Here is a 22,065-nt window from a genome sequence, read left to right as displayed (position 1 = left end):
TTAGATTTTAGATTGAATCCACAGATGAATCCGGAGGCTTTTTGTCGGGATGCTACGCTTTTTAAAGTCTCCACGGATAAATCCGGGGGCCCCAGACGAAATTGCTTTCGGTCATGATATTGAAGACACGGAAGAGAGGGGCTGTAGCGGGCCTATTTGCGAGATTTGTTCGGCGAGCCAGCTTTCAAAGAGTTCGTTAATCAAGTGCAGCCGCATCGATTCATCGAGCTGGGCTGGCATGAACTTTTCTAGTCGAATAATCACCATCCATTCTGCCAGAGGACGCGGCGTCCAGAGTTGATTTGGCTGGCTGACGGACAAAAGTTTGCTGATTGCCGGGTGGGGCTGCGAGAGGGGTACTGGGCCCAACAAGCCGCCTGACTTGGACTCCGGCCCTTCGGAATAGTCGCGGGCCACTTCTGCAAAGGTTTGTTCCCCTTCCAGGATGCGAAAGTAAAGTTCGTTTGCCAGTGCTGGATTTTTGGTGCGTACCAGGGAATAGACTACGTGGTCTAGGCTGGCTTTGCGGGTTAAAAAATAATTATCTACTTTAGGTCTCCAAGTGGCTTGCTTAAATTTTTCGATCAGCAAGGGCCTGACGGCCATCTCTTGAAGTTCTTCTTCCGTCATATTTTGGCCACGCAGCCAAGCTTCTTTGGCTTCCGGGGCTGTCAGTTGGTGTTGTGCCAGAAAGTTCTCGACGGCGGATTGGCGTTCTTCGTCGCTGCAACTAAAGGATGCGATCGCTTGGTCTACTATTACACCCCGCAAGAATTGCGGCATTAATTGGTACCGCTTCAGGAGCGATGGCATATCCTGAGCTTGCAGTAATTTATCGCCTATTTGAAAAAGTCCTGTCATTTTTTTATCTCCAACTGACTTGCGCTTCCCCTTTTAATTTAGCTGTGGCAGGAAAAGAGCGACAACCACTAACCCCTCGATTCCCCGATGATAGCAGACCGTCAGTGGGCTAGCGCTATTGCTGTCTATTTCTTGACGCTCTGCCTAGCGAGGGGTTCCCCACGGGTCTCACAATGGTAGCGGGATGCGAGAGTTGGAGAGTGGGAAAATCTTTACTTCTGCCATCTTCCTTCTTCCCTCAACATCCATCCGTTAAATCCCGTACACTGCTTAGTTGCTGAACTTCCTTCTTCCTTCACTCTCGCAATAGTCTTTCAAAGAGTGTTCCGAGTTGGGTCGAGCAAGCGCGACTGTCGAGATATTTCGGGTTTGCCGCCATTTTTTGGTGGATTCGATCGCGGTAGTGCTGGCGCAGTTCTGGGTTGGTTCCCAGTGCTGTACTCAGCTCTAAATAAGTGTTCTCGCTGTTTGCTACCAGTTCCGGAAGTAGCAGTTCTTCAAGCAGGGCGGCTGATTGTCGAGATCGAGTTGTTTGCCCTTTTCTTACAACTACAGGCAACCCAACCAACAGCGCTTCTGCCGCATAGCAGGCACTGCTGTATGGATAGGAGTCTAAATATATATCAGCCAATTCCAGACATTTTATGTAATCGGCGCGAGATGGCAGCGCTTTAATCACAACTAAGCGCTTTTTGTCAACCCCAAATTCGGCAAAGAGCGATCGAATTTGTTTGTAAAAAGGCACCGTCGGATAGTTTTCATTGCCGGAACTAAAGGGATACAAAACTAAAATAGAATTTGGTACCGCCGCAATAATTTTTGCCCAAGTTTCTCTCAATTCTGGAGTAATTGTCAAAGCTTGAGCCCCGGACATGAACACTACAGATTCCTCGGTGGCTCCCCAACTGCTGCGAGTCGGTTCAACTCGGGCAGGTGCCGATCCTGCACTATAGCTTAAACAAACTCCCGAGCCTTTTAAAGTAATTAATTTTTCGCGATACTCTGCTGCTGCATCTGCAGGCAATGTCAAATCTCCGGCAAGGAAATAATCGATATTTCGGGCGCCCGTGGTGGCGGGGGTTGATGCACCGGTAGCTATTTGCACCCGGGCTAGTCGGTGCAGGCACAGCAGCGCGCTTGGTTGGGAAGTGTCGGTGGTATTGGTGCAGATTAGCAGAATATCTAAATCGTGCGATCGCATTTCTCGAACTTGCGGGAGCAAATCTTCTGACAGTTGCACCAGTTTGTCGGCGCACTTTTCGCAATACTTTGCCAGTATATCGTCTTGTACCTGGAAATGGTATACGATAATTTCAAATTTGTTTCTGTCTAAATATTCAAAACTTGTAATTGCTGCCCGAGTCTCGAATTCGTCACTAATTTTATCAAGCAAAAAGCCAACTCTAATTTTAGTTTTTTTCGATTCTGGTTGACGAAAATTCCATTCGATTTGACCGCCGATATTTTTCAAATTAAATTCCAGAATATCAGCTCGCTGACTCAATACATTAATCAGATTTGCCTCGCTCAAATACAAAGCTGGGAAACTAACATTTTTCGCAATAAAACCCGCCAAATAACGCCAAACTTCTGCATTGGGAAAACTGGCGATATTAGCAGCGACGTACTTGATTAACTGCTGGAAATATTCAGAGTACCTTTCTATTTCCCAGTTTTGTTTAAAATAACCGGGAGACTGAAATATAAATTTCAAAAAGTCGTCAAAAAACCACTGGGGAATCGCTGCATTTTTATACTCAAGTGGCAACTGATAAGCGTCGCGGTACAGCATCGCTGCGAGGAGATATGGAATCTTATCGGCAATTTCCCCTCCTTCAGCAAGTTTCGAGGATAACTGCTGGATCAAACTTTGTTCTGACTCGGTTAAACTTTCATTTTTGAGCGTGCTATCTAGTAGCAATTTATGAGCTTTTCCGGCGTCTTGCGAGTAAGCCGTTTCTAATTTTTTCGCTGGCAAATTCAGCCAATATTCCGCTAGCTGTTGGCGGTATTGGCGCAGTTGCGCGAGAATAGACTGTTTTGATGGCAATTTGTTGTATTGCTCAAGCAGTGCTGACAATTCAGATAAACTCGGCTGGGTTCTCAATGCCAACTTTTGGCGGATTGTCTGTTTGATTTGTTGATTCAAGAAACTGTAATCAGGACTATTTAGTAGTTTTTTGTAAAATCTGACTACATCCTTATGATTTTCCCCAGCAGCGAAGTTTTTCCAAGTTTGTTGTTCGGGATGAATCCGCAGTGAGGACAGTTTTTCGTCTACAAATCCGATATGATAGTTGCCCATGATTCGCCACCACATATCTAAGTCTACATACTGAGATAATCCCGAATCAAATAATCCTATTTCTTCAAAGACTCGGGCAGCAATTAAGACGGTACTAGGTTCGCCAATTTTGTTTATCGGGTTGTTCAAGCAGTTAGTATCTGCCAGTAATTCTTTTCCGGGCTGCATAGATTTTAAATTCGACCAACTTTTATGCAAATCTTTAATTGATTGGGAAGCTCTCCGCAAAACCGGGTTAGATTCATTTTCAGCTATGGTGATGCCGCGCGGGGAGAAAACCATACCTATTTCTGGGTTTTGTTGGGCGACGGCGACCATTTTTTCAATACATTCTGGTGCGAGCAAGTCGTCTTGAAACAAAAACTTAATGTATTGACCTTTTGCTTGGGATATGCAAAAGTTCCAGTTTTGTGATAAGCCGTAGTTGCGGTGCAGTACGATGCGGAAATCGACTGAGGTTTGGGATTGGAAGGATTGGGCGATCGCAACTGTTTCGTCTGTGGAGCCGTCGTCGGATATAATCAGCTCTATGTTAGAGTAAGTTTGGGCGATCGCACTTTGAATCGCTTCGCCAATAAATGCCGCTCCGTTGTATGTAGGAATACAAATACTAACTAAAGGTCGGGCATTTTTTACTGTCGCCCCCTGAGAGGACTTTTTTCGTATTCCGCGCTCCAAGCTTTTGAAATTATCTGTAATTTCGGCAATATATTCGAGACGGTTTTGAATTTTGCTCCCGACAGTTGGCGGATTCAGTAAAGTCTTAATTTCATCAGAAGCTATTCTTCCAACTTGCTGAGCTTCCCGGTAATTGCTGAAGACATGACGCATTAAATCCGCAGCGTGTTCGACATCCGGTTCGGCCCAAACATTGCCTTTTTTGTATGGCCCGCAATCTTTCTCAATTGGGATTAACTTATACTTGACTAAATAGCTGTTTCCGACATTCATAAATTCTGTATTTGATGAATAGCCGGTGGCAATTACGGGTTTGCCGTAAAACATAGCCTCCGCCATGGTTAATCCGAATCCTTCGCAGCGGTGCAGCGATATGTAACAGTCGCAATTATAGAGCAAGCCGTTAAGTTTATTTTTGGACAGATACCCGTCTAGATGTTTGATATTTGAATTATTGGCTATGGCTGAGTTTAAGGATGCTTGCTCCGCTGAAAATTTGTTGGAATTAGAAGATTTGATTACCAATAATACGCTGTTGTCTTCCCCAAAAGCTTGTTTAAATGCTTGAATTGTCGCCAAAGTATTTTTGCGCTCGATGCGGCTGGAAAAGTCGAAGACAAACAAGAAAATAAATTTATTTTTCGGTAAATTCAGTGCTTCTCTGTTCAGGGAAGGTGCGGGGAGAGCAATACTAGGCATGATTTTGATAACGGGAATTGGCGCTACTGCTGCAATTGCTTCGGCGCAATAGTTGCTGTAAGTCCATATTTCGTGAAAGTGATTAAATGCGGGCTGCCATTCCGGAGGAAAGGCGGGAAGTTCCCAGGCCCAAAAGCCGATGTTGTATTTTTTGTCAAAATAACTGGAACCTATATGTTTAATAAAGGTTGCAACTTCATCTGCGTTGACTTGAATTAAGTTTACGGGATAGGGATTATCTTCGCTAAAATTTTGATAGGTGGTGTCTTTCTTGCGGTGGGGACTGCGGGTAAAATTGTTGATGACGAAGGGAATGTTGGCGGCTTCTGCAGCCCTGATGTTTGCTCTGACACCTTCTCCTATGCCAAATTCGCCGTTAATGTAGCCAGCGATGTTCATTCCTAGATTAGGGTTCATAGTTTCTAATGTATTTAGCACAGTGTAGTGTGGATTTTTTGAGGAAAAGCACAATTAATTGATCGGCTCAATTGCGCTAAAAAAGGGTAGGGTAGAGAAGAAATTATAATTTTGCCGAATATTTGCTAACATATAGCAATCCTGGAGGATTGGTGAATAAGATTTAAAGGAAACGCTCTTAACGCATACCAAGAGAATAGAAAAGAAAAAAAGTTCGCAAGTGAGAATTTAGTGCTTGACAAAGATATCGATCGCCATTGTATACTGGCATCGCAATGCTAACCTTCGGCTGGTTGTCTGTCGGCCTGGGTGGCTCTGTTTTATTTTACGATAAACTAATCAGGAATTTTAGACAAAGTGATCGATCGCGCCAACCACGACTTCTTGAAGCTGCTACCGCCGGATGCTAAAGTCATTGTCGAAATTGGCTGCGGTACGGGTTCGACGGGCGAACAGTACAAACTGATCAATCCCCATTGTCAGTATATTGGCATTGAATGCGATCGAGAAAAAGCTAAAATTGCAGTCGATCGGCTAAACTGGGTGACAGTAGCCGATATTGAAGAAATTGCCCTCGAAAGTCTCGACATCGCCCCAGGAACCGTCGATTGCTTAATTTTCGGCGACTTGCTACCCTATCTGAAAAATCCCTGGGAAGTCCTCAAGCAGTACAGTGGTTTGCTGAATCCAGAGGGGCAAATTCTCGCCAGAATCCCTAATGTTCAATACTGGCGGCGAATTGTCAATCTGCTGCGGGGACAGTGGGAGAATCCCGACAGCAAGATGCAGCACTGGTTTACCCTAGAAAGTATTAAATCACTATTTGCTCAAGCCGGATTGCAGGTTTATGAATTTCAAGGGAAGGGACACAAAACCGAAAATTTTGTCCACTTTCAGGAATTACTGCATCCAATGGTAAAGGCTTTAGAGCTCACATCGAGCAGTTTTGCTACGGAAACTGGTGCTGAACATTATATCGTGCGATCGACCAAATCGACCGTACCTGCGCGCAGACTGCTGATTCAGACTATCATTATGGCTCCTACAGGGTGCGATCGCGTGCGAGTTTTGGAACCGGACAAATTTAGCGCCACAATTCCCGGTGTTCGCACCGTATCCGGCGTGAAAACAGCAGGATTAATTCCCCCTCTGCCGGAAGAAGAAAAAGTTTTCATCTGGCAGCGGACAATCATGCAATATCCTGCCTACATTCCCCAACTCAAAGAACTGTTGCAACAAGGCTATTTAATAGTAGCTGAAATTGACGACAATCCTATCCGCCGCCGCGAATATGCAGATAATAATTACCTCAGCTATCGCGGCTGTCACTGCGTTCAAACTTCTACAGAACCCCTCGCAAAAATTTTGCGCCAATACAATCCAAATGTGGCTGTATTTCCCAATCACTTAGCTTATCTACCTCCGCCGCGAATTTATCCGGCAGAAGATACAGTTACAATTTTTTTTGGTGCACTCAACCGCGAAAAAGATTGGCAGCCGATTATGGCAGCACTAAATAGAGTTTTAGCCGCACACAAGCACCGGATTAGAGTTAAAGTAATCCACGACAGAAAATTTTTTGATTCCTTGAAAATACAGCAAAAAGAATTTGAACCATTTTGCAGTTACGAACGGTATCAAGAAATCATGTACAGTTGCGATATAGCTTTGCTGCCGCTTGTTTCCAACCCGGTTAACGAAACGAAATCCGACTTAAAATTTATTGAATGTGCAGCGCGGGGAGTAGCGGTACTGGCAAGTCCCACTGTGTACGAACATTCGATAGTCGAAGGTGAAACAGGATTAATTTATAGATATGAAAAAGAGTTTGAAACCAAACTAAATTCGCTGATTTCAGACACTTCTCGGCGCCGGGAAATAGCCGCGAATGCTTACGAATGGGTGCGCGACAACCGCTTGCTGTGCGGGCACTACCGACAGCGGCGAGATTGGTACTTACAGATGCGGGACGAGTTGCCACGTTTAAATGCTGAGTTGCGCGATCGCCTGCCCGAGTTATTTGGTGACTAAATGCGGTAAGATTTATAGGGTTATTGTGCGATCTTACTGTTTTATTGTTTAATTTCTAATTGTTACTCCACACCAATGCGAATTCTATTCACTATTGCTCACTTTTACAATCCCAGCGGCGAGGGGAAACACGCTTCCCAGCGAAATGATCCGCAACCGCGACTGAATGCTTTAACCGCTTGCGTGACAGCGCTGCAAGCTTTGTACGGCAAATCTCAGTCCATGATTGACATTAGCGAATGTGCAACTATCCCAGCAAATCAATCTCAACAGCACGAAATTGACATTGTTATTTGCACTACTCAAGGTTATCATCTGTTGCCTCAACTGCCGGTACAGCCCAGATGTTTTATGCACCACGCTACCAAATGCGAACCGCTGCTTTTGGGGTTTGAGTGTCAAGCAGTTTTGCGAGCGTGTCTAGACAAATACGATTATTTTTGTTATTTGGAAGATGATTTAATTCTGCACGATCCGTGGTTTTTTAGTAAATTAAAGTGGTTTACGCATCACGGGGGAAATGGAAATTTGCTGCAACCTAATCGCTATGAAATAGCGCCTAAAGGCGCGGTTTTTAAAGCATATGTTGATGGGGATTTAGCAGAATCCGCTACTTCTCCCTTCCAAAATGTAGAGGAGCAGCGGCAGTTAATGGGAAAAATCATGGAACAAACAGTCGCTTTTGAGCGGGCGTTGAATCCTCATTCCGGCTGCTATTTTTTGAATGCGGAACAGATGGCACACTGGGCTAAGCAGTCTCATTTTTTGGACAGAGATACTAGCTTTATCGGCCCGCTGGAAAGTGCCGCGACTTTAGGAATTATGCGGACTTTTAGAGTTTACAAGTCAACTCCTTCCTATGCTAATTTTTTGGAGATTCAACATTTTGGCACGAGTTTTCTGAATTTGATTGGTAATAAGGTGAGAGTGCCGGAAGCAGGATGACTTAAGATATTCAGGTAAGCTGCAATACTTGAGAGGTAGCATGACCCCGGCAACCGAAAAGATTGTCCTTCCCTCTCCCTTCCCCGACCACACGAAACTGCCAGAGGAAGATGGCACTTTCGTGAATAATTTTCAGGAGCATCCCCAGAGCATTATTTTGACTGATTCTATCGGGTCGGTATTGCAAGAGCTTCATCCCGATCGGCAATATGCTATAGGGCAAGACTGTGGCATCTACTGGCGAGAAACTGACCCGCTTGAAAAGGGAGCGGAAGCTCCTGATTGGTTCTACGTGCCGAACGTGCCACCAAGACTAGGAAATCAGATTCGTCGCTCTTACGTGCTGTGGCGGGAATTCATGGCTCCGATGATTGCTTTGGAGTTCGCATCGGGAGACGGTTCAGAAGAGCGGGACACAACGCCACTATCGTACTCAGAAGTCGAATCGGCGCCAAGACCTGGGAAGTTTTGGGTCTATGAGCGGATCGTGCGGATTCCGTATTATGGGATCTATGAAATCAATAGTGGCAGGCTGGAGGTTTACAGCCTGAATAATGGGTTTTACCAGCAGTTGCTTCCGAACGATCGCGGTCATTATCCGATCGCGCCAATGGGCGTAGAATTAGGACTGTGGGAAGGCAGTTATCAAAACCAGACAATGCTGTGGCTGCGGTGGTGGGACAGCGAGGGCAATTTGCTGCTGACAGGTACAGAACGAGCTTCCTTAGCAGAGCAGGCTTTGAGTGCAGAAGCCCAAGCGCGGCGGGATGCCATCCCTCGGTTGTTGGCAATGGGATTGAATACACAGCAAGTGGCAGAAGCACTCGGTTTATCGGTAGAGAAAGTTAGGCAGCATTCACAATCTTAATGTTGGTTTTTATTAATAAGAAGTCAAAACATCGCCGATTTTAACTGTGCCGCTGTTGATAATTTTGGCTAAAACTCCAGTTTGTGCGTGACCGAATTCCTTTTGGAGTAAACTGAGTAGGGAAATATCCCGATCGCCTGTTTCTGGATTCACTTCTATATTGACACAGCGGCCGATTCGTGCTGTAACTTCTATGCGCGCCGTGCCTAATTGAAACTGTTTTCCGATCAACTCAAATTCTGACCAAGCTGCCATACCTTCTAGCACAATGTTCGGGCGAAATCGGCCCACGTCAATGTTTTGAAGAGCGATTTCTGTTAATTGGTCTAATGTGGCTTGACTGAGTAAAGAGATGTGTACCGGTTCTCGATCGGGATAACGAGTTTCGCCGCTGGTGTCGCCGACTAAGTGCAAAGGTGCAAACTGCGGGTGTCTCGCTTCTTTTGTGGGTTCAATTGCCGCCAGATATTCTGTGAAAAAAGTGCCGATGCGATCGCGCCCCGCTGCTGTGTTCGTTTCTGCGGATAACACTGCAACTCCTTCACGCTTGACTGTTAAAAGGGCTGTTTCCGGTTGATAATGACATTCTAAAGCTGCTAACAAAGGCCAATCGTTTTGAACAGCAAAATTTTTTTTGCTCATCCAAGGCACATTGTCTGCCGGCATCTTTGCAGCTTCAAGATTATCTGCAAACATTAAGGCAAAAGCTCGATCGCCCTTAATTCCGTGTCCTGCTGTTAAAGCAAACTCTGACATTTCTTGCGGTGTCAGCCCTTTAATTGGATAAATAAATAACTGTTTTATTGTTGCAGATATCATAAATTTTAGGAAGTTACTACAATTTTAAATCTCAATCTTATTCCCCCCCTTACTAAGGGGGGCTAGGGGGGTAGAAGCTATTTCACCAACCCTTAATAAAATTGCTCTAAAAACCGGATTAAGCTAGCAATTCATAGCGCCGGATATCTGGAGGCCCAACGGCCAAACCGTCTAATTTCTTCACGGCGTCTTGAATGTGAGTTGAACCGAGATGTAGTTCCAGCAAATCTGCACTTTCCCACTCTTCAACGAAGGTAAAATCTGTGGGATCGGCTTGATTTTGCAGGAGTTCGTATTTGATGCAGCCTTTTTCTTTGCGAGTGGGTTCCATAATGCTCAGCAGCAGGGATTTAAGTTCTGCTACTTTGTCGGGAAAGGCAGCGAGGCGGGCGACTACTCGCAAGGTTGTTTTGGACATAGGAGAAAAAAGTCAGAGATAGGACGATCGAATTTACCGATTTTTATTTGGCAAACTCAACTATAGAGGATTTTACTTAAAATAACCTACACAGGTCGATCGGTCAACGGCAGTAAAGTCAGTGCTGGACGCGATCAAGTCTCAGAAACCCGGTTTCTTCCCAAATTCTTCGTTAGCAACCGCACAGCGTCGTATAAACGGGGTTTATTGATATATTTTGTCCTATACCGGAGCCACTCAATCTTTGGGATAAAATCGCTTGTTTTCTGTAGAATATTCCCAGGCGATTGCCTCCGGGTCTTTTTCGCGGCTCCACTGAGCAAACTCCGGCTTAAGTTTCCACTTGCCGATCGTAGTTGCGTGAACTTTGAACCTGCGGGAGAGTTCCGTCTGGGTAAAAGAGATTTTGGGTTTTTCAGGAGTCTTGGTTTGAGCAATGGGGAATAAATTTGGTTTTTTATCTTGTGCTTTTTCCCGATTTGTGGGAGGCTCTTGAACAGCTATTCCCGCATTAGCTGTTTCGCTTTGATTGACAGGTGGAGCTATTTGAAAATAATACAAAATTCCGCCTTGTTCTGTCACTTCAAAATCCGCTGCAAACTCAGAGGCTCGTTCGTCGAGATACTCTTGAACCTTTTCTCCGGGGAGTTTTGCATTCATCGCCAAATCCAAAGCCGTAACTCGCCCTTGATTTTCCTTGATTAACTTGTAGAAAACCGAGTCTAAATGAGCGAGTTTGTGTTTTTGCTGCTGCTGGTAGAGCCTCCAAGCCCAAGCAATGCCCGCTGTGGTGGCGATCGCCCAAAACATCGTTCCCGACTCGAAACTGGCAACCGCCGTTAAGGAAATAGGCAAAAGCAGGGTAAGATATCCCCAAATGCTTCCCTTTTTTAGGTTATTGCTGTTTTTGACCATAGTTCCTAAACAGGTACGTAGTTTAGCTTAGTAGAGCGTGTCTGAATGCCGCGAAAGTTTTACGACCGTCGATATATCGGCTGATCGCTGACGCACTCTACTACACCATCCCAGAATCTACTTTTTTTTGCAACCGAGGGTTCATGTACTTTTTTCGCAAACAGATTGCCATCCTGCTGATAGTTGTTGCTTGCTGTACGCTGACGATTAGTTGCAGCGATAGCCGAGCTGTCCAGTGTACTAAATTTACTGAAATTGTCAACAAAGGCAACGCTCTCATTGATGTTGATAAAGACAGCAACGATGCTGCAACGACCGACAATTTAGCTAAAAATTTGAACCTGATAGCGAATGAACTTGAAGATCTGCGAATCACAGATCCAACACTCAAAGAAATTCAGCAGCCATCGGTTAAATCCTTCCAGGAAATTAGTCAAGCACTCGGCGACATAAGCAAAAGTCTTCAGGCTGGAAATCTCGCTTCTACAAGTATAGAAGGTCGAGAGCAAATCCAAACCGCTCAAGCAGATATTATTAGAGCCGGCCAACAGGCGAATCAAGCAGCCGCAAATCAAGACGCTTTGACTAGCAAACTGATTAATTATTGTAAGAGCGATCGCTAAAGGCTAAGAGTTTTGATTTGGGAGATGGCCGCGCGAACCCCAACAACCCACGGGGGGTGAAGGAATTTGAGGAATGCGTCGCCTTCACCTACTATCTACCCCTTTGCAATTACCCAATTTAGTGATGAATTTCTAGATTCAAAATATAGCGACCGAGTTGCACTTTCTCCGACCACAACTCATATTCTAACTGCAAGTGATCCGGTTCCGGCTTTCCTGTGAGCGTCAAGTTGCGAGTGAAGTTGCGGAGTCGCAACTGTTCGGGAGTCGCCAGCGATTCGCCCTGAAGCCAATAACGGCTCAGGCCGTACATTCCTCGTTCCCAGCAGTGGCGGTAACTGTATTTGCCGTTTCCTTGCATCGTCATAATGACTCGATAGGGCGAAACTTCTAGCCAGAGCAACCGGGGTTTTGTAGTTGGGGGTAAGATTGTAACTTGCTCGGCAGATTCATTGGAGCTGTCGGAAAATTCGCGATCGATTATTGCTGGTTCGTGCAACAACAAGTGAAAGCGCTCCTGGTCTTTTTGATAAAGCGTAGCAGCGGTTTCAACAACTGACCACAAAGGTAAATCTGTGGATACGAGCGATAAACTTACAGGCTTGCGGTGATGGGTCAGCATAAATAAAAGTTTAGGAGTTGTTGTGGATCGGGCGGTTTGAGATTGGAGATTTTAGACTTTAGATTGGCTGGGTTCCAAATTCCGGAGCTTTTGCTTAAAAAAATGAAAAATCTACAACTCGCAATCGAAAATCTAAAATTGTTTAGTCACAATTCAATCATCTGGTCGATAACTGAGAGCAGGACATGAAATCTAAGCAGATACACGGATAATATTTGTGAAATTAATGTGAAATCCGTGCCGTTGCGTCCGCACTCCCGTGTCATCGATAACTGACAGCGGAGTCTCCGGGCGAGTTTAATCAGCCTTTAAGTTAACCGGACACATTGGGAAAAAACCCGCAGGCATCCAAAAGACGACTAACTTAGGACTGGGAAAAAGGTAGGATAGCTAACGCCATCCAATCCTAGTTTATCTCAATGCAAGCTGACATTATAACTACTACGCTTCTTGACAAAAGCCAAACTTTAAGCATTCAAAAACCGGCCTCGGGCTTGTCGCTGGTGGGGAGGATTCGAGTTCCCGGCGATAAGTCAATTTCTCACCGAGCTTTGATGTTGGGTGCGATCGCCCAAGGTGAAACTACTATTGAAGGACTACTCCTAGGGGAAGACCCCCGCAGCACGGCTAAATGTTTCTCGCTCCTGGGAGCCAAAGTTTCTGAACTCAACGCCGAACGGGTGACAGTCACGGGCGTCGGAATTGGCGAGTTAGAGGAGCCCGTAGAAGTCTTGGATGCGGGTAATTCCGGCACGACGATGCGGCTGATGTTGGGAATTTTAGCCTCTCATCCGGGGCGTTTTTATGCAGTAACGGGTGACAGTTCTCTGCGATCGCGCCCGATGTCGCGCGTCATTAAACCGCTGCAACAAATGGGAGCCCAAATTTGGGGCCGAAAAAGCAATTCTTTAGCTCCTTTAGGGATACTGGGACAGCAGTTAAAACCGATTCACTACCATTCTCCGATCGCCTCGGCTCAAGTTAAATCTTGCATTTTGCTCGCCGGTTTGATGGCAAGCGGAGAAACTACAGTCACAGAACCCGCTCTGTCGCGGGATCACAGCGAGCGGATGCTGCGAGCGTTTGGAGCTCAATTGAGCGTCGATCCAGAAACTTGTAGCGTGACAGTTACTGGGCCGACACAACTGCAAGGGCAGAATGTGATTGTACCGGGGGATATTAGTTCGGCGGCATTTTGGCTAGTTGCTGGGGCGATCGTCCCGGGTTCCGAGATCGTAGTCGAAAATGTCGGCGTCAACCCAACTCGTACAGGCATTTTGGAAGCTTTGGAAATGATGGGCGCCGATATTGAACTGCAAAATCAGCGAGAGGCGGCCGGGGAACCGGTAGCGGATATTTTGGTTCGCAGTTCCGGCCAATTGCGGGGATGCACCATTGCTGGCGACTTAATTCCCCGACTGATTGACGAAATCCCGATTTTGGCGGTAGCAGCGGTCTTTGCGTCCGGTACTACAATAATTCGAGATGCGGCCGAGTTGCGAGTCAAAGAGAGCGATCGGCTGGCCGTGACTGCTGCCGAACTCAACCGCATGGGAGCCAAAATTTCCGAGTTACCTGACGGTTTAGAAATTACCGGGGGAACTCCTTTGACGGGCGCGGATGTGGACAGCTACACCGACCACAGAATAGCGATGAGTTTGGCGATCGCAGCCCTCAACGCCACAGGTATTACTAACATTCACCGGGCAGAAGCCGCTGCCATTTCCTACCCCGACTTTACCGCTACTTTGCAACAAGTTTGCCATCCAAATTGAGAGCGGGAGAGTGGGAGAGTGGGAGAGGGGGAGAGCCAGGAGTGCGAGATCGGGAGAGGGGAGAGTGGGAAAAATCTTCTTTATTCATTCTTCCTTCTTCCCTCTTCATTCTTCCTTCTTCCCTCTTCCTTCTTCCTTCTTCCTTCGTTTAAGAATCTTTACCTACAACTTGTTCTTTTAAAGAATCAATTTCCGTTAACAACTCTTGACGGTTAGAAGCCTTGAGCAGATAGCGGTAAACAAACCAACCCGTATATCCCATGCCAATCAACTCAAAAACTGGAGCTACCAAAGGGACATCATTAAGAGCACCTAAAACTCCCAGCATTACCTTAATACTAATACCGCCTGCCAGAATTAAACCAACAGTTATGAGGGGCTTTTGGTAGTCAGCAAAAAAATGGGATACATAGGCTGGAAGTTCCGACAAAATTGTAAGAACTTGGTCTTTGATATCTTGGAACTGGCTCGTCGTTGTTTCTGGGGTTGTCACTGTAGTCATGACTCCCGGTTGGTCAGGCACCAGGTCTACTGTGACGACTTCAGTGACTGTTTGTGTCTCGTCAGAAAAGTTAGCTTGTGTCATTTGATACTTCCTCCGGTGTCAAGTAAAATTGCAGGCTGTGAGTGGCTGCCAGTATAATTCTCCGGCAATTAGCACAGCATTCGCGCTGCCGGGACTAATTGATGAGACTAAGGCAGAGCTTCACAAATTGCAAGCAAAAATAAGGATAAGACTTGATTGTAAACAATTTCCCCCGTTGCCAAATCGGTCTTTTGACTCATTTTTTCACTTGAGCGAGGTCGATTTGATTCGGGCAAGGGCGTCCTTGTTCAAAGTCGGTGATATTGGCGATCGTGGTTTCGGCAATATTTTTCAAAGCTTCCTCGGTGAAAAAAGCTTGGTGTCCGGTAATCAGGACGTTGGGGAAAGTCAGCAAGCGCTGAAATACGTCGTCTTGAATGACCTGATTTGACAAATCCTCAAAAAACAGATCCGTCTCTTGTTCGTAAACATCTAATCCGAGGTAGCCAATTATACCCGACTTCAGTCCTTTGGTAACAGCTTTAGTGTCAATCAACTGACCGCGGCTGGTATTGATCAGCATCATCCCCGGTTTCATTTGCTCGATCGCCTCTGCACCGATTAAATGGTAAGTTTCCGGTATCAGCGGACAGTGGAGGCTGACAATATCAGAGGTGGCGAACAGTTCCGGGAGTGCGACGTATTCCATGCCTAGGGCGAGGCAATCTGGGTTTTGGGAAACATCGTATCCCAGCAGGCGACACCCGAATCCGTGCAGAATTTGGGCAGTAATTGCGCCAATCTTGCCAGTCCCGACGATTCCCACCGTTTTGCCGTGGAGGTCAAAACCCAACAAGCCATCTAGGGCGAAATTGCCTTCGCGGACGCGGTTGTAAGCCCGGTGGATTTTGCGGTTGAGGGACAAAATCATGGCGACTGCGTGTTCGGCGACGGAGTAGGGAGAATAAGCCGGAACTCGGAGGAGAGTTAGATCTAAATCCTTCGCTGCTGCTAAATCGACGTGATTGAATCCGGCCGATCTCAGGGCGAGCAAGCGGACGCCTTTTTCGGCGATCGCCCCGAGTGTTTTCGCGTCCAAGCAGTCGTTAACGAACGCGCAGACGGCCGGAAATCCAGCAGCCAAAACGCTGGTTTCCAGGGTCAGATGCGGTTCAAAAAAAACCAATTCGTGTTTACCGCCGACATTGGCTGCTGTCAGAAAAGTGCGATCGTAGGATTTGGTATTAAATACGGCTACCTTCATGATTTTTGCCTGCAAATCCAGTAATAGTTGGGAATTCTTTCCAGATCAACTCTAAATTTTACTAGAACGCCCTTGCCCCAAACAACCCTGTTTGCCTGAGAAATATTGAGTTTCGCAACCATAGCATCTCTGAAGACACCAAATTTTTAGCTTTAGGGCAAGTCCTGCTTAATTTTTTTAATCTAATTGCTTAGACTGTAGTAAAGCGCGATCGTTAATTGCTAACTTTTTAGGAGAAAGTCAGATGCGTAAACAACTCAAAACTATAATTTATGAAATTTTAGAAACCTCAGACCCAAGCAATTTCTACAGTTTAGCCGATGACGCGATTATTACTGGTTTGATTGTCATAAACGTCGCCGCTTTTCTTGCTTCTACTTCGCCCACCTTGTCGCAACAACACATATCTATTTTGGAAAACATCGAAATTGTTTCCTCCTTAGTGTTTACAATAGAATATGTTTTGAGGCTGTGGGTGTGTACAGTCGATTGCAGATACAGCCACCCGCTTTGGGGAAGATTGAGATATGCTCTTACACCGCTAAGTTTGATAGATTTAATTTCCATCGTACCTTTTTATTTTTTGCTGTTATTTCCTAATTTTAACTTTGTTAATTTAATTCGTGTACTGCGCTTGTTGCGGTTGCTAAAAATGAGCCGTTATTCAGAGTCAGTCCGAACTCTGGGAGCAGTATTGTCCGCTAAAAAAGAGGAGTTAATTGCCACTGCATTTGCAGTTTTTATTCTATTAATATTTGCCTCTAGCATCATGTATTTTGTGGAGCACGAGGCGCATCCAAAAGCTTTTGGGAGCATCCCCGATGCAATGTGGTGGGGAGTTGTGACATTAACTACTGTTGGTTACGGCGATATTTATCCAATCACTCCTTTAGGCAGATTGTTAGGAGCAATATTAGCATTTTTGGGAATCGGAATTTTTGCGTTACCTGCGGGGATAATTGCTGCGGGTTTTTCCGAGGAAGTGCAAAGGAGAAAGCAGCAAAAAATGGCGGCAACTTTAGAGCAATCTGCGAATTATCAATCGGTCAAAAGGCTAGCGGAAATCGAGGTCGGGTTTGAACAAAACCAAAGGGCGATCGCACTTCACATCGAAAGTTCGTCCGAGTTGATGAAAATCTGTGTTCAAACGGCGAAACAGAAGTTAGGAAGTGATTTTCAAAATGAACAAATTCTTCGTGATTTAGCTATTCATCTGTACAACGAGACTGTTCGCAAATTCGAGCTTTAATTACAGCCATAGCAGAAGGAAGAAGGAAGAAGGCTATAAAGGAAGGGAAAGGAAGCGCGAGCGCATCATCGACTGCCCGAGGATGCCGGGAGTAACTCAGTCCTCAATTGCCTCAATACCAAGTTGCCTAAGTCGCTCAATGTGGTCTTTCATGGCCTTGAGCGCTTCGGGGGAGTGCCCCTGCCAATCCGTGACCTCGCCCGTGACGCGCAGCGGCTCCCGGGAGCGGTATGACTTCGTTGGATTACCCGGGTATTTCTTGTCCGTCAGATTGGGGTCATCCATAATCGGGCCGGTCGGTTCCACTATGTAGATTCTGCCGGGTCCTTGGCCGAGGGCCAGCTCGGCCCCCCAAGTAGCCGCATCCAAGGTGGCAGTCAGATAGACGTAGACTGCCTTATTCCTCTTACCGTAATTAGAGTTGTAGCCGGGCACGATTAGGTCTCCCGGCTTCAGGTCAGCCCGTGTGCCATGGTAGAACTGCTGCGGAATCATATCGTCAGTGGCTGTCATCGGCTCGCTCCTGATACTGTTTGTCCTCCGCTCGCAAATCTCGCGCCGGTGTAGACAGGGAGTAGGTTGGCCTGAGACTAGGGCGAACGCATCTAAATTTCATGTTAACAGAATATCAATAGTCCGGACAGTTTTTATATGGTCCAACGGCTTATTCTCTATGACTTTGAGCCACTGTGGATAATTAAATCAATGTCAGCTCCACCCCTGACCTACATTTAATTCGACTTTATTTATGATCCTTGCGCTGTAAAGCTTGTAGTCTCGTTCCCAAAACTGTCCGGAGTATTGCAGAATATGGTAGATTGCAATACGGTTGACTTAAAAAAAATCTGACTTTCAAGAAATGCCTGTATTGCCTATAAAATGCTGAGATTACATTCGTCAAAAAGCGTTAAGTTAACCGTATTGACTTATGAACAGCCTTCAATAAGATGCGTTATCCCTGGCTATAAAGGCTTCGCGAGCGGCTAAAAAGAAGGAAGAAGGAAGAAGGAAGTTGAGTTTGTAGGGTATGGAGTGTCCGACAAACTCCAATACAGTTGACTTAAGAACAATCGGATTTGGGAAAAATGCCTGTATTGCCTATAAAATCGCGATCTGAAATTCGTCAAAAAGCGTTAAGTCAACCGTATTGCTACAAACTCACCCTGTGCTTACAGCACACCGTACAAACTGGACTAATGACTAATGACTAATTACCAATCGGGCGGCAAATTGTAATATTCAAGAGTCGATTTATCTTTCAGCAAATCTTCAGTTTGCCGATCGACCTGAATCTGTCCATCCGCCAAAACTAACGCCCTTTGAGTCGTTTTCCCGATCCAATTCAAATTGTGGGACGCGATCAAAATTACCTCGATCGGCAATTGTGACAAAACCTTAGCCAAGTGACGCCGCCACGAGGGATCGAGTCCGTTCGTCGGCTCGTCTAAGATTAAAATTGCTGGGTCTAACGCTAAAATTGCTGCCAAGGCTGCTAACCTTCTTTGACCTCCCGAAAGTTCGTGGGCGGAACGGTTGGCAAATTCTACTAAACCAAATTCGTCTAATAGGGCTAAAGCTCGATCGCGCGCAACTCCCGGCGGCACTCCGTAATTGCGCGGGCCGAACATAACATCCTCTAAAATAGTGGGCATAAATAGCTGGTCGTTAGCGTCTTGGAAGCAAAATCCAATCTGCCTGCGCGCCTGCGATAACGTCGCCTCTTCCAGCTTTTTTCCCTGCACTCTAATCTCGCCCGATTGAGGCATTTTTAATCCGATCAAGTTTTCGAGCAAAGTGCTTTTACCAGCACCTGTCAGGCCGAGTAGAGCCACTCTTTCTCCGGGGTGCAAAGTAAAAGAAATTCCCCGCAATACTGGCTTTTGCTCGGGATAGCCAAATACTAAGTCTTGGACTTCGATTGTTGGTGCGGATTTGAGATTAGTCATCCGATTTTAGATTTTAGATTTTAGATTTTAGATTTTAGATTGAATAATTTCTACTCGTTCCCCGGCTTTGCCTGGAAAAGCAGCTCGGGAGGCTCTGCCTCCAATTTCCCTCCGCAAGAAGCGAGGCAGAGCCTCTGGACATCGGTTCCCAGGCAGAGCTTGGGAACCAGTTAATTACCCCTTCCCAATTACCCCTTCCCAATTACCGTAAGAAGCTGTTGTTAATCCGGCGGCTATTAAAATTGCTAGTGTCAGCCAGATTCGCTCTTTAGGTGTCGATTTTGAGTCGGCGGGCAAACTTCCTTGATAGCCGCGAATTAGCATGGCTGCGTGTACTCTTTCTGCCCGATCGAGACTTCGCAAATAAAGCGCTCCGATCATGGAAGCACTGGCGTAACGCAGCCATCCTCCGGCGCCGGACAAGCCTCGGAGTTGGGCGGATATTTTCATGCGGTTGACTTCTGCCAGCAGGATTTCTAAGTATTGTCCCGTTAAAAGTACAATCTCTTGCAAACCTGCTGGTAGGGGTAATCCTTTGAGGGCGATTCCGAAACTGTGGGGTGGCAAAGTTAGCAGAAAACTGTTCATAATTAGCAGGCAGATTAGGGAACGCAGCAACAGAAAACTGGCGCGTTCCCAACCTTGAGGGAGCACTAATAAGGAGAGAAAAAGCAATTCTGCTCCCAACAGTTGGGCTAGGGTTCGCACCGGAGCCCTGAGCGAAAACGACCAAAAAAGTGCGATCGCCCCATAAATTACCAGCCACAGCCAAGCGCCTGTCTTCAGAAAACCCATGCCAATCACAATTGTGAGAGACACTCGCAATCGAAAAGGTATGGAGAGTTTAGACATCTTTAGGTTTTACCACCAACTGAGCAATCCCAAAAGCCGCGCCGAAGCTGAAGGCAGACCCTAAAAGTCCAGCAATGCTAGTACCAATAGGCTGTTCTTCTAATCCTTTAACTGTGTAGTCTGCTAAAGGAGTGGGATTTTCGATCGCCACAGCTTCTTTATCTTTAAAGCCGTATTTTTCCGCTACCGCTTCTAACCCGTCAGGCCAACTTGAAGCGAACAGCGAAAGCACCCCGGAAATTAATAAAACTCCGATTACTGGCACTACCCATTTCTGCAGTTGTGGCTGTTGTCCCGGCAGTAAGTCCGGCCGCACTTTGACGAGATAAGTTAAAACGCCGGCTGTAATTACCCCTTCGCCAATGCCAATTAAAATATGTACGCCTACCATTGCTGGCAATGCGATATTGAGCCCTACTGTTCCAGAAATTGCCAATTGGATCGCCACACAAATCGAAGCAGCCACGACGCTGAGGGCGGCTGCAATCCCCGCAGCTAGCGGCAAACGGTTTCTGGAACCTCCCAAGAGTTGCTGCAATGGCTGCAACAGCCACCAGCCCACCCAAATACCAACTAGCCCCATGTTAAAAATATTGGCTCCCAAGGCGGTGATGCCCCCGTCGGCAAACAAGACGCTCTGAATTATAAAAACCGTGCTCATCGCTAAAGTTGCCGCCCAAGGGTTCCCCAAAACGACGGATGCGAGCGCCCCTCCCAACAAGTGGCCGCTGGTGCCGCCGGCTACGGGAAAGTTGATCATCTGGGCTGCAAACACGAAAGCTGTAGTTAAACCCATGATTGGGGCTTGTCGCAGCCCAAGACTGGCGCGGGTTCGATTCAGGGCAACTGCAATTACTGCTGCACTTGCTATGCCGGTGGCAACGGCTACTGGCGGTGAAAGGAAACCATCAGGTATGTGCATCGATCTATCCCAAACGAGAGAACTTCCAACTCTTTAGTCAACTATTTTTTACAAAAATTTAAAACCCCCTCTGGGGGCATTAATGCGATCGAGCGATCGGGGGATTTGCGGCGGGCGATCGCTTATTTGATATAGATTACCGCCTCAGGGGCAGGATTTTGAGGATGAGAAATTTTACATTAAATAATCCTGAAGAATTATTCGGATATTTTACCGACCACCCTCACCTTGAAGCTTTTTGATAATAATTATCAATATTTGTTGACAGATTCAAATCCCAAATTGTATTCACCGTCAAGCTCAAACAAGAATATTAAAAAAATATAAAGAATCCACTGAAAATCTCTCATTGGTTTTTTTTTTAGTTTTAAAAAATATAATTAAGTGTTTGACAACCGCAACAGTGAAATTAGCAGATAGCTATTCACAGCCAAAGTACAAAGTATTGCGTTTATAGAAACTAAAAAGTCCGAATTATTGCTAGTTTATACAGCACTTTCCGATGCTATGAGCTACAGTAGCAGCAATGAGTGAACCAATCTCTTAAATGGTTAGGATTCATCAAATTAAGGGCAACTGCTACGCTCCGAGTGATCATCTCTGGGGTCTAGGGAGAGAACATTGGCAAAAAAGATTTAAGCTGCGACCACCACATTTCAATAGGATTAAAATCAGGAGAGTAAGGGGATAAATAAATAACCCTTGGGAGCATCCCGCTTTTTAACTAAGCAGAAATACTGAGTTTAATGTGGTTATTTAAATATGCACACCTGAGTCTTAAAATTTGAGGCACATTTTTTTCGTTCCACTGTGCACCTACAATCTTAATTCTTGCTCCAATCTGTTTAATTAAAGACTCTACAGCTCCTGAACCAATGTCAATGCCCTGCTGTTGATAATTCTGGTAATCTGGGATTCTTGACTGATGTTTTCGCAGATATTTCTGGAACTTTTCACTTTCTTTACTCATAACTCCTACAAACTCGGCTATAGCTTCTACTGTTGACCCTTGCCACAGTTGTTTCTGCGCTCTCCTCAGTCGTTTGAGCGAACCTCCTACTCTATGTAGATTTTCTATCAAATGATACCAATCGAGTACCTCTCTTCTTTGCTCAATAGTCCCAATTTGCTTAAACAGATTCCACACCCCATCATGACCATCTCCCAAGCAGGTTATCGATTCACTTTGAGGTTGGCTATTTACCCATGCCACTAAATCTGGATTATTTTGGAAAAAAGCTGCCCCTACTTGACCATGTACCTTAACTGCCTTATAATTCCTCCAGACACTTTCTTCTCCTTCATGAGTTCTCAGTCTGACGTTTCCTCC

Annotated in this window: 20 protein-coding genes and 1 pseudogene; 7 read left to right on the top strand and 14 right to left on the bottom strand. The window is 45.8% G+C overall.

Features of this window, described 5'->3' with window-relative positions; translation table 11 throughout:
• Positions 1-111: 111 nt before the first annotated feature.
• A complete protein-coding gene (locus tag QUB33_RS00100; RefSeq protein WP_333034840.1) occupies positions 112-861 on the bottom strand; it encodes a peptidylprolyl isomerase in 750 nt (249 codons plus the stop codon).
• Positions 862-1,156: 295 nt separating this feature from the next.
• Entirely contained in the window at positions 1,157-4,960 is a 3,804-nt protein-coding gene (locus tag QUB33_RS00095; RefSeq protein ID WP_333345653.1) for a glycosyltransferase, read from the bottom strand.
• Positions 4,961-5,317: 357 nt separating this feature from the next.
• On the opposite strand from QUB33_RS00095, the gene QUB33_RS00090 reads away from it, so the two are divergent.
• The 3 genes from QUB33_RS00090 to QUB33_RS00080 all read left to right on the top strand — a co-directional run bounded on the left by QUB33_RS00090 (position 5,318) and on the right by QUB33_RS00080 (position 8,804).
• Positions 5,318-6,991: a methyltransferase domain-containing protein gene (locus QUB33_RS00090; protein WP_333345650.1), complete on the top strand. Its 1,674-nt coding sequence runs from the start codon at positions 5,318-5,320 to the stop codon at positions 6,989-6,991.
• Between the two features lie 75 nt (positions 6,992-7,066).
• Complete coding sequence (locus tag QUB33_RS00085) at positions 7,067-7,936, top strand: calcium-binding protein (protein ID WP_333345648.1); 870 nt, start codon at positions 7,067-7,069, stop codon at positions 7,934-7,936.
• A gap of 40 nt (positions 7,937-7,976) precedes the next feature.
• Positions 7,977-8,804, top strand: a complete 828-nt coding sequence (locus tag QUB33_RS00080) for a Uma2 family endonuclease (protein WP_333345645.1) — start codon at positions 7,977-7,979, stop codon at positions 8,802-8,804.
• 12 nt (positions 8,805-8,816) lie between these two features.
• Here QUB33_RS00080 and QUB33_RS00075 read toward each other — a convergent pair whose 3' ends face one another.
• The 3 genes from QUB33_RS00075 to QUB33_RS00065 all read right to left on the bottom strand — a co-directional run bounded on the left by QUB33_RS00075 (position 8,817) and on the right by QUB33_RS00065 (position 10,956).
• Positions 8,817-9,623 (bottom strand): MOSC domain-containing protein, encoded by an 807-nt coding sequence (locus QUB33_RS00075; RefSeq protein ID WP_333345642.1) that lies wholly within the window; start codon positions 9,621-9,623, stop codon positions 8,817-8,819.
• A 118-nt stretch (positions 9,624-9,741) separates the two neighbouring features.
• Entirely contained in the window at positions 9,742-10,041 is a 300-nt protein-coding gene (locus tag QUB33_RS00070; protein WP_333345639.1) for a putative quinol monooxygenase, read from the bottom strand.
• A gap of 237 nt (positions 10,042-10,278) precedes the next feature.
• Positions 10,279-10,956 carry a hypothetical protein gene (locus tag QUB33_RS00065; protein WP_333059019.1) on the bottom strand — a complete coding sequence of 226 codons (678 nt, stop codon included), beginning with the start codon at positions 10,954-10,956 and terminating at the stop codon, positions 10,279-10,281.
• Between the two features lie 143 nt (positions 10,957-11,099).
• Here QUB33_RS00065 and QUB33_RS00060 point away from each other — a divergent pair, with 143 nt between their 5' ends.
• Positions 11,100-11,579 carry a hypothetical protein gene (locus QUB33_RS00060; protein ID WP_190656695.1) on the top strand — a complete coding sequence of 160 codons (480 nt, stop codon included), beginning with the start codon at positions 11,100-11,102 and terminating at the stop codon, positions 11,577-11,579.
• 118 nt (positions 11,580-11,697) lie between these two features.
• On the opposite strand, the gene QUB33_RS00055 is transcribed toward QUB33_RS00060, so the two are convergent.
• A complete protein-coding gene (locus tag QUB33_RS00055) occupies positions 11,698-12,201 on the bottom strand; it encodes a hypothetical protein (RefSeq protein ID WP_333345636.1) in 504 nt (167 codons plus the stop codon).
• A gap of 419 nt (positions 12,202-12,620) precedes the next feature.
• Here QUB33_RS00055 and aroA point away from each other — a divergent pair, with 419 nt between their 5' ends.
• Positions 12,621-13,976 carry a 3-phosphoshikimate 1-carboxyvinyltransferase gene (gene aroA, locus QUB33_RS00050; protein WP_333345633.1) on the top strand — a complete coding sequence of 452 codons (1,356 nt, stop codon included), beginning with the start codon at positions 12,621-12,623 and terminating at the stop codon, positions 13,974-13,976.
• 148 nt (positions 13,977-14,124) lie between these two features.
• Here aroA and QUB33_RS00045 read toward each other — a convergent pair whose 3' ends face one another.
• Together QUB33_RS00045 and QUB33_RS00040 are read right to left on the bottom strand one after the other, a co-directional pair.
• A complete protein-coding gene (locus QUB33_RS00045) occupies positions 14,125-14,562 on the bottom strand; it encodes a CAAD domain-containing protein (protein WP_333345630.1) in 438 nt (145 codons plus the stop codon).
• 196 nt (positions 14,563-14,758) lie between these two features.
• On the bottom strand, positions 14,759-15,766 hold the full coding sequence (locus tag QUB33_RS00040; protein ID WP_333282656.1) for a 2-hydroxyacid dehydrogenase: 1,008 nt from the start codon (positions 15,764-15,766) through the stop codon (positions 14,759-14,761).
• 244 nt (positions 15,767-16,010) lie between these two features.
• On the opposite strand from QUB33_RS00040, the gene QUB33_RS00035 reads away from it, so the two are divergent.
• Complete coding sequence (locus tag QUB33_RS00035) at positions 16,011-17,015, top strand: ion transporter (protein WP_333345626.1); 1,005 nt, start codon at positions 16,011-16,013, stop codon at positions 17,013-17,015.
• Between the two features lie 96 nt (positions 17,016-17,111).
• Here QUB33_RS00035 and arr read toward each other — a convergent pair whose 3' ends face one another.
• From arr to QUB33_RS00015, 4 genes are all read right to left on the bottom strand, one after another.
• The gene (arr, locus tag QUB33_RS00030; protein ID WP_333345623.1) at positions 17,112-17,528 is read right to left on the bottom strand and encodes an NAD(+)--rifampin ADP-ribosyltransferase; all 417 of its coding nucleotides are present in this window, start codon (positions 17,526-17,528) and stop codon (positions 17,112-17,114) included.
• A gap of 698 nt (positions 17,529-18,226) precedes the next feature.
• On the bottom strand, positions 18,227-18,961 hold the full coding sequence (locus QUB33_RS00025; RefSeq protein WP_333345619.1) for an ABC transporter ATP-binding protein: 735 nt from the start codon (positions 18,959-18,961) through the stop codon (positions 18,227-18,229).
• Positions 18,962-19,135: 174 nt separating this feature from the next.
• The gene (locus QUB33_RS00020) at positions 19,136-19,813 is read right to left on the bottom strand and encodes an energy-coupling factor transporter transmembrane protein EcfT (RefSeq protein WP_333345616.1); all 678 of its coding nucleotides are present in this window, start codon (positions 19,811-19,813) and stop codon (positions 19,136-19,138) included.
• Complete coding sequence (locus QUB33_RS00015) at positions 19,806-20,735, bottom strand: energy-coupling factor ABC transporter permease (RefSeq protein ID WP_333345613.1); 930 nt, start codon at positions 20,733-20,735, stop codon at positions 19,806-19,808. The genes QUB33_RS00020 and QUB33_RS00015 overlap by 8 nt, the downstream gene beginning before the upstream one ends.
• Between QUB33_RS00015 and QUB33_RS00010 the strand changes: the two genes are divergently transcribed.
• Positions 20,730-20,870, top strand: a complete 141-nt coding sequence (locus tag QUB33_RS00010) for a hypothetical protein (RefSeq protein ID WP_333345610.1) — start codon at positions 20,730-20,732, stop codon at positions 20,868-20,870. The two genes, QUB33_RS00015 and QUB33_RS00010, sit on opposite strands and share 6 nt — an antisense overlap.
• Before the next feature lie 472 nt (positions 20,871-21,342).
• Here QUB33_RS00010 and QUB33_RS29585 read toward each other — a convergent pair whose 3' ends face one another.
• Together QUB33_RS29585 and QUB33_RS00005 are read right to left on the bottom strand one after the other, a co-directional pair.
• Positions 21,343-21,447, bottom strand: coding sequence for a transposase (locus tag QUB33_RS29585; protein ID WP_445299490.1), 105 nt, complete (start codon positions 21,445-21,447; stop codon positions 21,343-21,345).
• A gap of 12 nt (positions 21,448-21,459) precedes the next feature.
• A pseudogene (locus QUB33_RS00005) lies at positions 21,460-22,065 on the bottom strand (ISKra4-like element ISMae18 family transposase); the annotation flags it as partial.

The sequence above is a fragment of the Microcoleus sp. B3-A4 genome (assembly GCF_036705385.1).
Lineage (GTDB): Bacteria > Cyanobacteriota > Cyanobacteriia > Cyanobacteriales > Microcoleaceae > Microcoleus.
Note: the sequence above shows the minus strand (reverse complement) of the source record. Positions and strands in the feature narration are given on the sequence as shown.

Coding starts and splice junctions, on each gene's coding strand:
- QUB33_RS00100 (WP_333034840.1), bottom strand. CDS start 861: ATGACAGGACTTTTTCAAATAGGCGATAAATTACTGCAAGCTCAGGAT.
- QUB33_RS00095 (WP_333345653.1), bottom strand. CDS start 4,960: ATGAACCCTAATCTAGGAATGAACATCGCTGGCTACATTAACGGCGAA.
- QUB33_RS00085 (WP_333345648.1), top strand. CDS start 7,067: ATGCGAATTCTATTCACTATTGCTCACTTTTACAATCCCAGCGGCGAG.
- QUB33_RS00080 (WP_333345645.1), top strand. CDS start 7,977: ATGACCCCGGCAACCGAAAAGATTGTCCTTCCCTCTCCCTTCCCCGAC.
- QUB33_RS00075 (WP_333345642.1), bottom strand. CDS start 9,623: ATGATATCTGCAACAATAAAACAGTTATTTATTTATCCAATTAAAGGG.
- QUB33_RS00070 (WP_333345639.1), bottom strand. CDS start 10,041: ATGTCCAAAACAACCTTGCGAGTAGTCGCCCGCCTCGCTGCCTTTCCC.
- QUB33_RS00065 (WP_333059019.1), bottom strand. CDS start 10,956: ATGGTCAAAAACAGCAATAACCTAAAAAAGGGAAGCATTTGGGGATAT.
- QUB33_RS00060 (WP_190656695.1), top strand. CDS start 11,100: ATGTACTTTTTTCGCAAACAGATTGCCATCCTGCTGATAGTTGTTGCT.
- QUB33_RS00055 (WP_333345636.1), bottom strand. CDS start 12,201: ATGCTGACCCATCACCGCAAGCCTGTAAGTTTATCGCTCGTATCCACA.
- aroA (WP_333345633.1), top strand. CDS start 12,621: ATGCAAGCTGACATTATAACTACTACGCTTCTTGACAAAAGCCAAACT.
- QUB33_RS00045 (WP_333345630.1), bottom strand. CDS start 14,562: ATGACACAAGCTAACTTTTCTGACGAGACACAAACAGTCACTGAAGTC.
- QUB33_RS00040 (WP_333282656.1), bottom strand. CDS start 15,766: ATGAAGGTAGCCGTATTTAATACCAAATCCTACGATCGCACTTTTCTG.
- QUB33_RS00035 (WP_333345626.1), top strand. CDS start 16,011: ATGCGTAAACAACTCAAAACTATAATTTATGAAATTTTAGAAACCTCA.
- arr (WP_333345623.1), bottom strand. CDS start 17,528: ATGACAGCCACTGACGATATGATTCCGCAGCAGTTCTACCATGGCACA.
- QUB33_RS00025 (WP_333345619.1), bottom strand. CDS start 18,961: ATGACTAATCTCAAATCCGCACCAACAATCGAAGTCCAAGACTTAGTA.
- QUB33_RS00020 (WP_333345616.1), bottom strand. CDS start 19,813: ATGTCTAAACTCTCCATACCTTTTCGATTGCGAGTGTCTCTCACAATT.
- QUB33_RS00015 (WP_333345613.1), bottom strand. CDS start 20,735: ATGCACATACCTGATGGTTTCCTTTCACCGCCAGTAGCCGTTGCCACC.
- QUB33_RS29585 (WP_445299490.1), bottom strand. CDS start 21,447: ATGCTCCCAAGGGTTATTTATTTATCCCCTTACTCTCCTGATTTTAAT.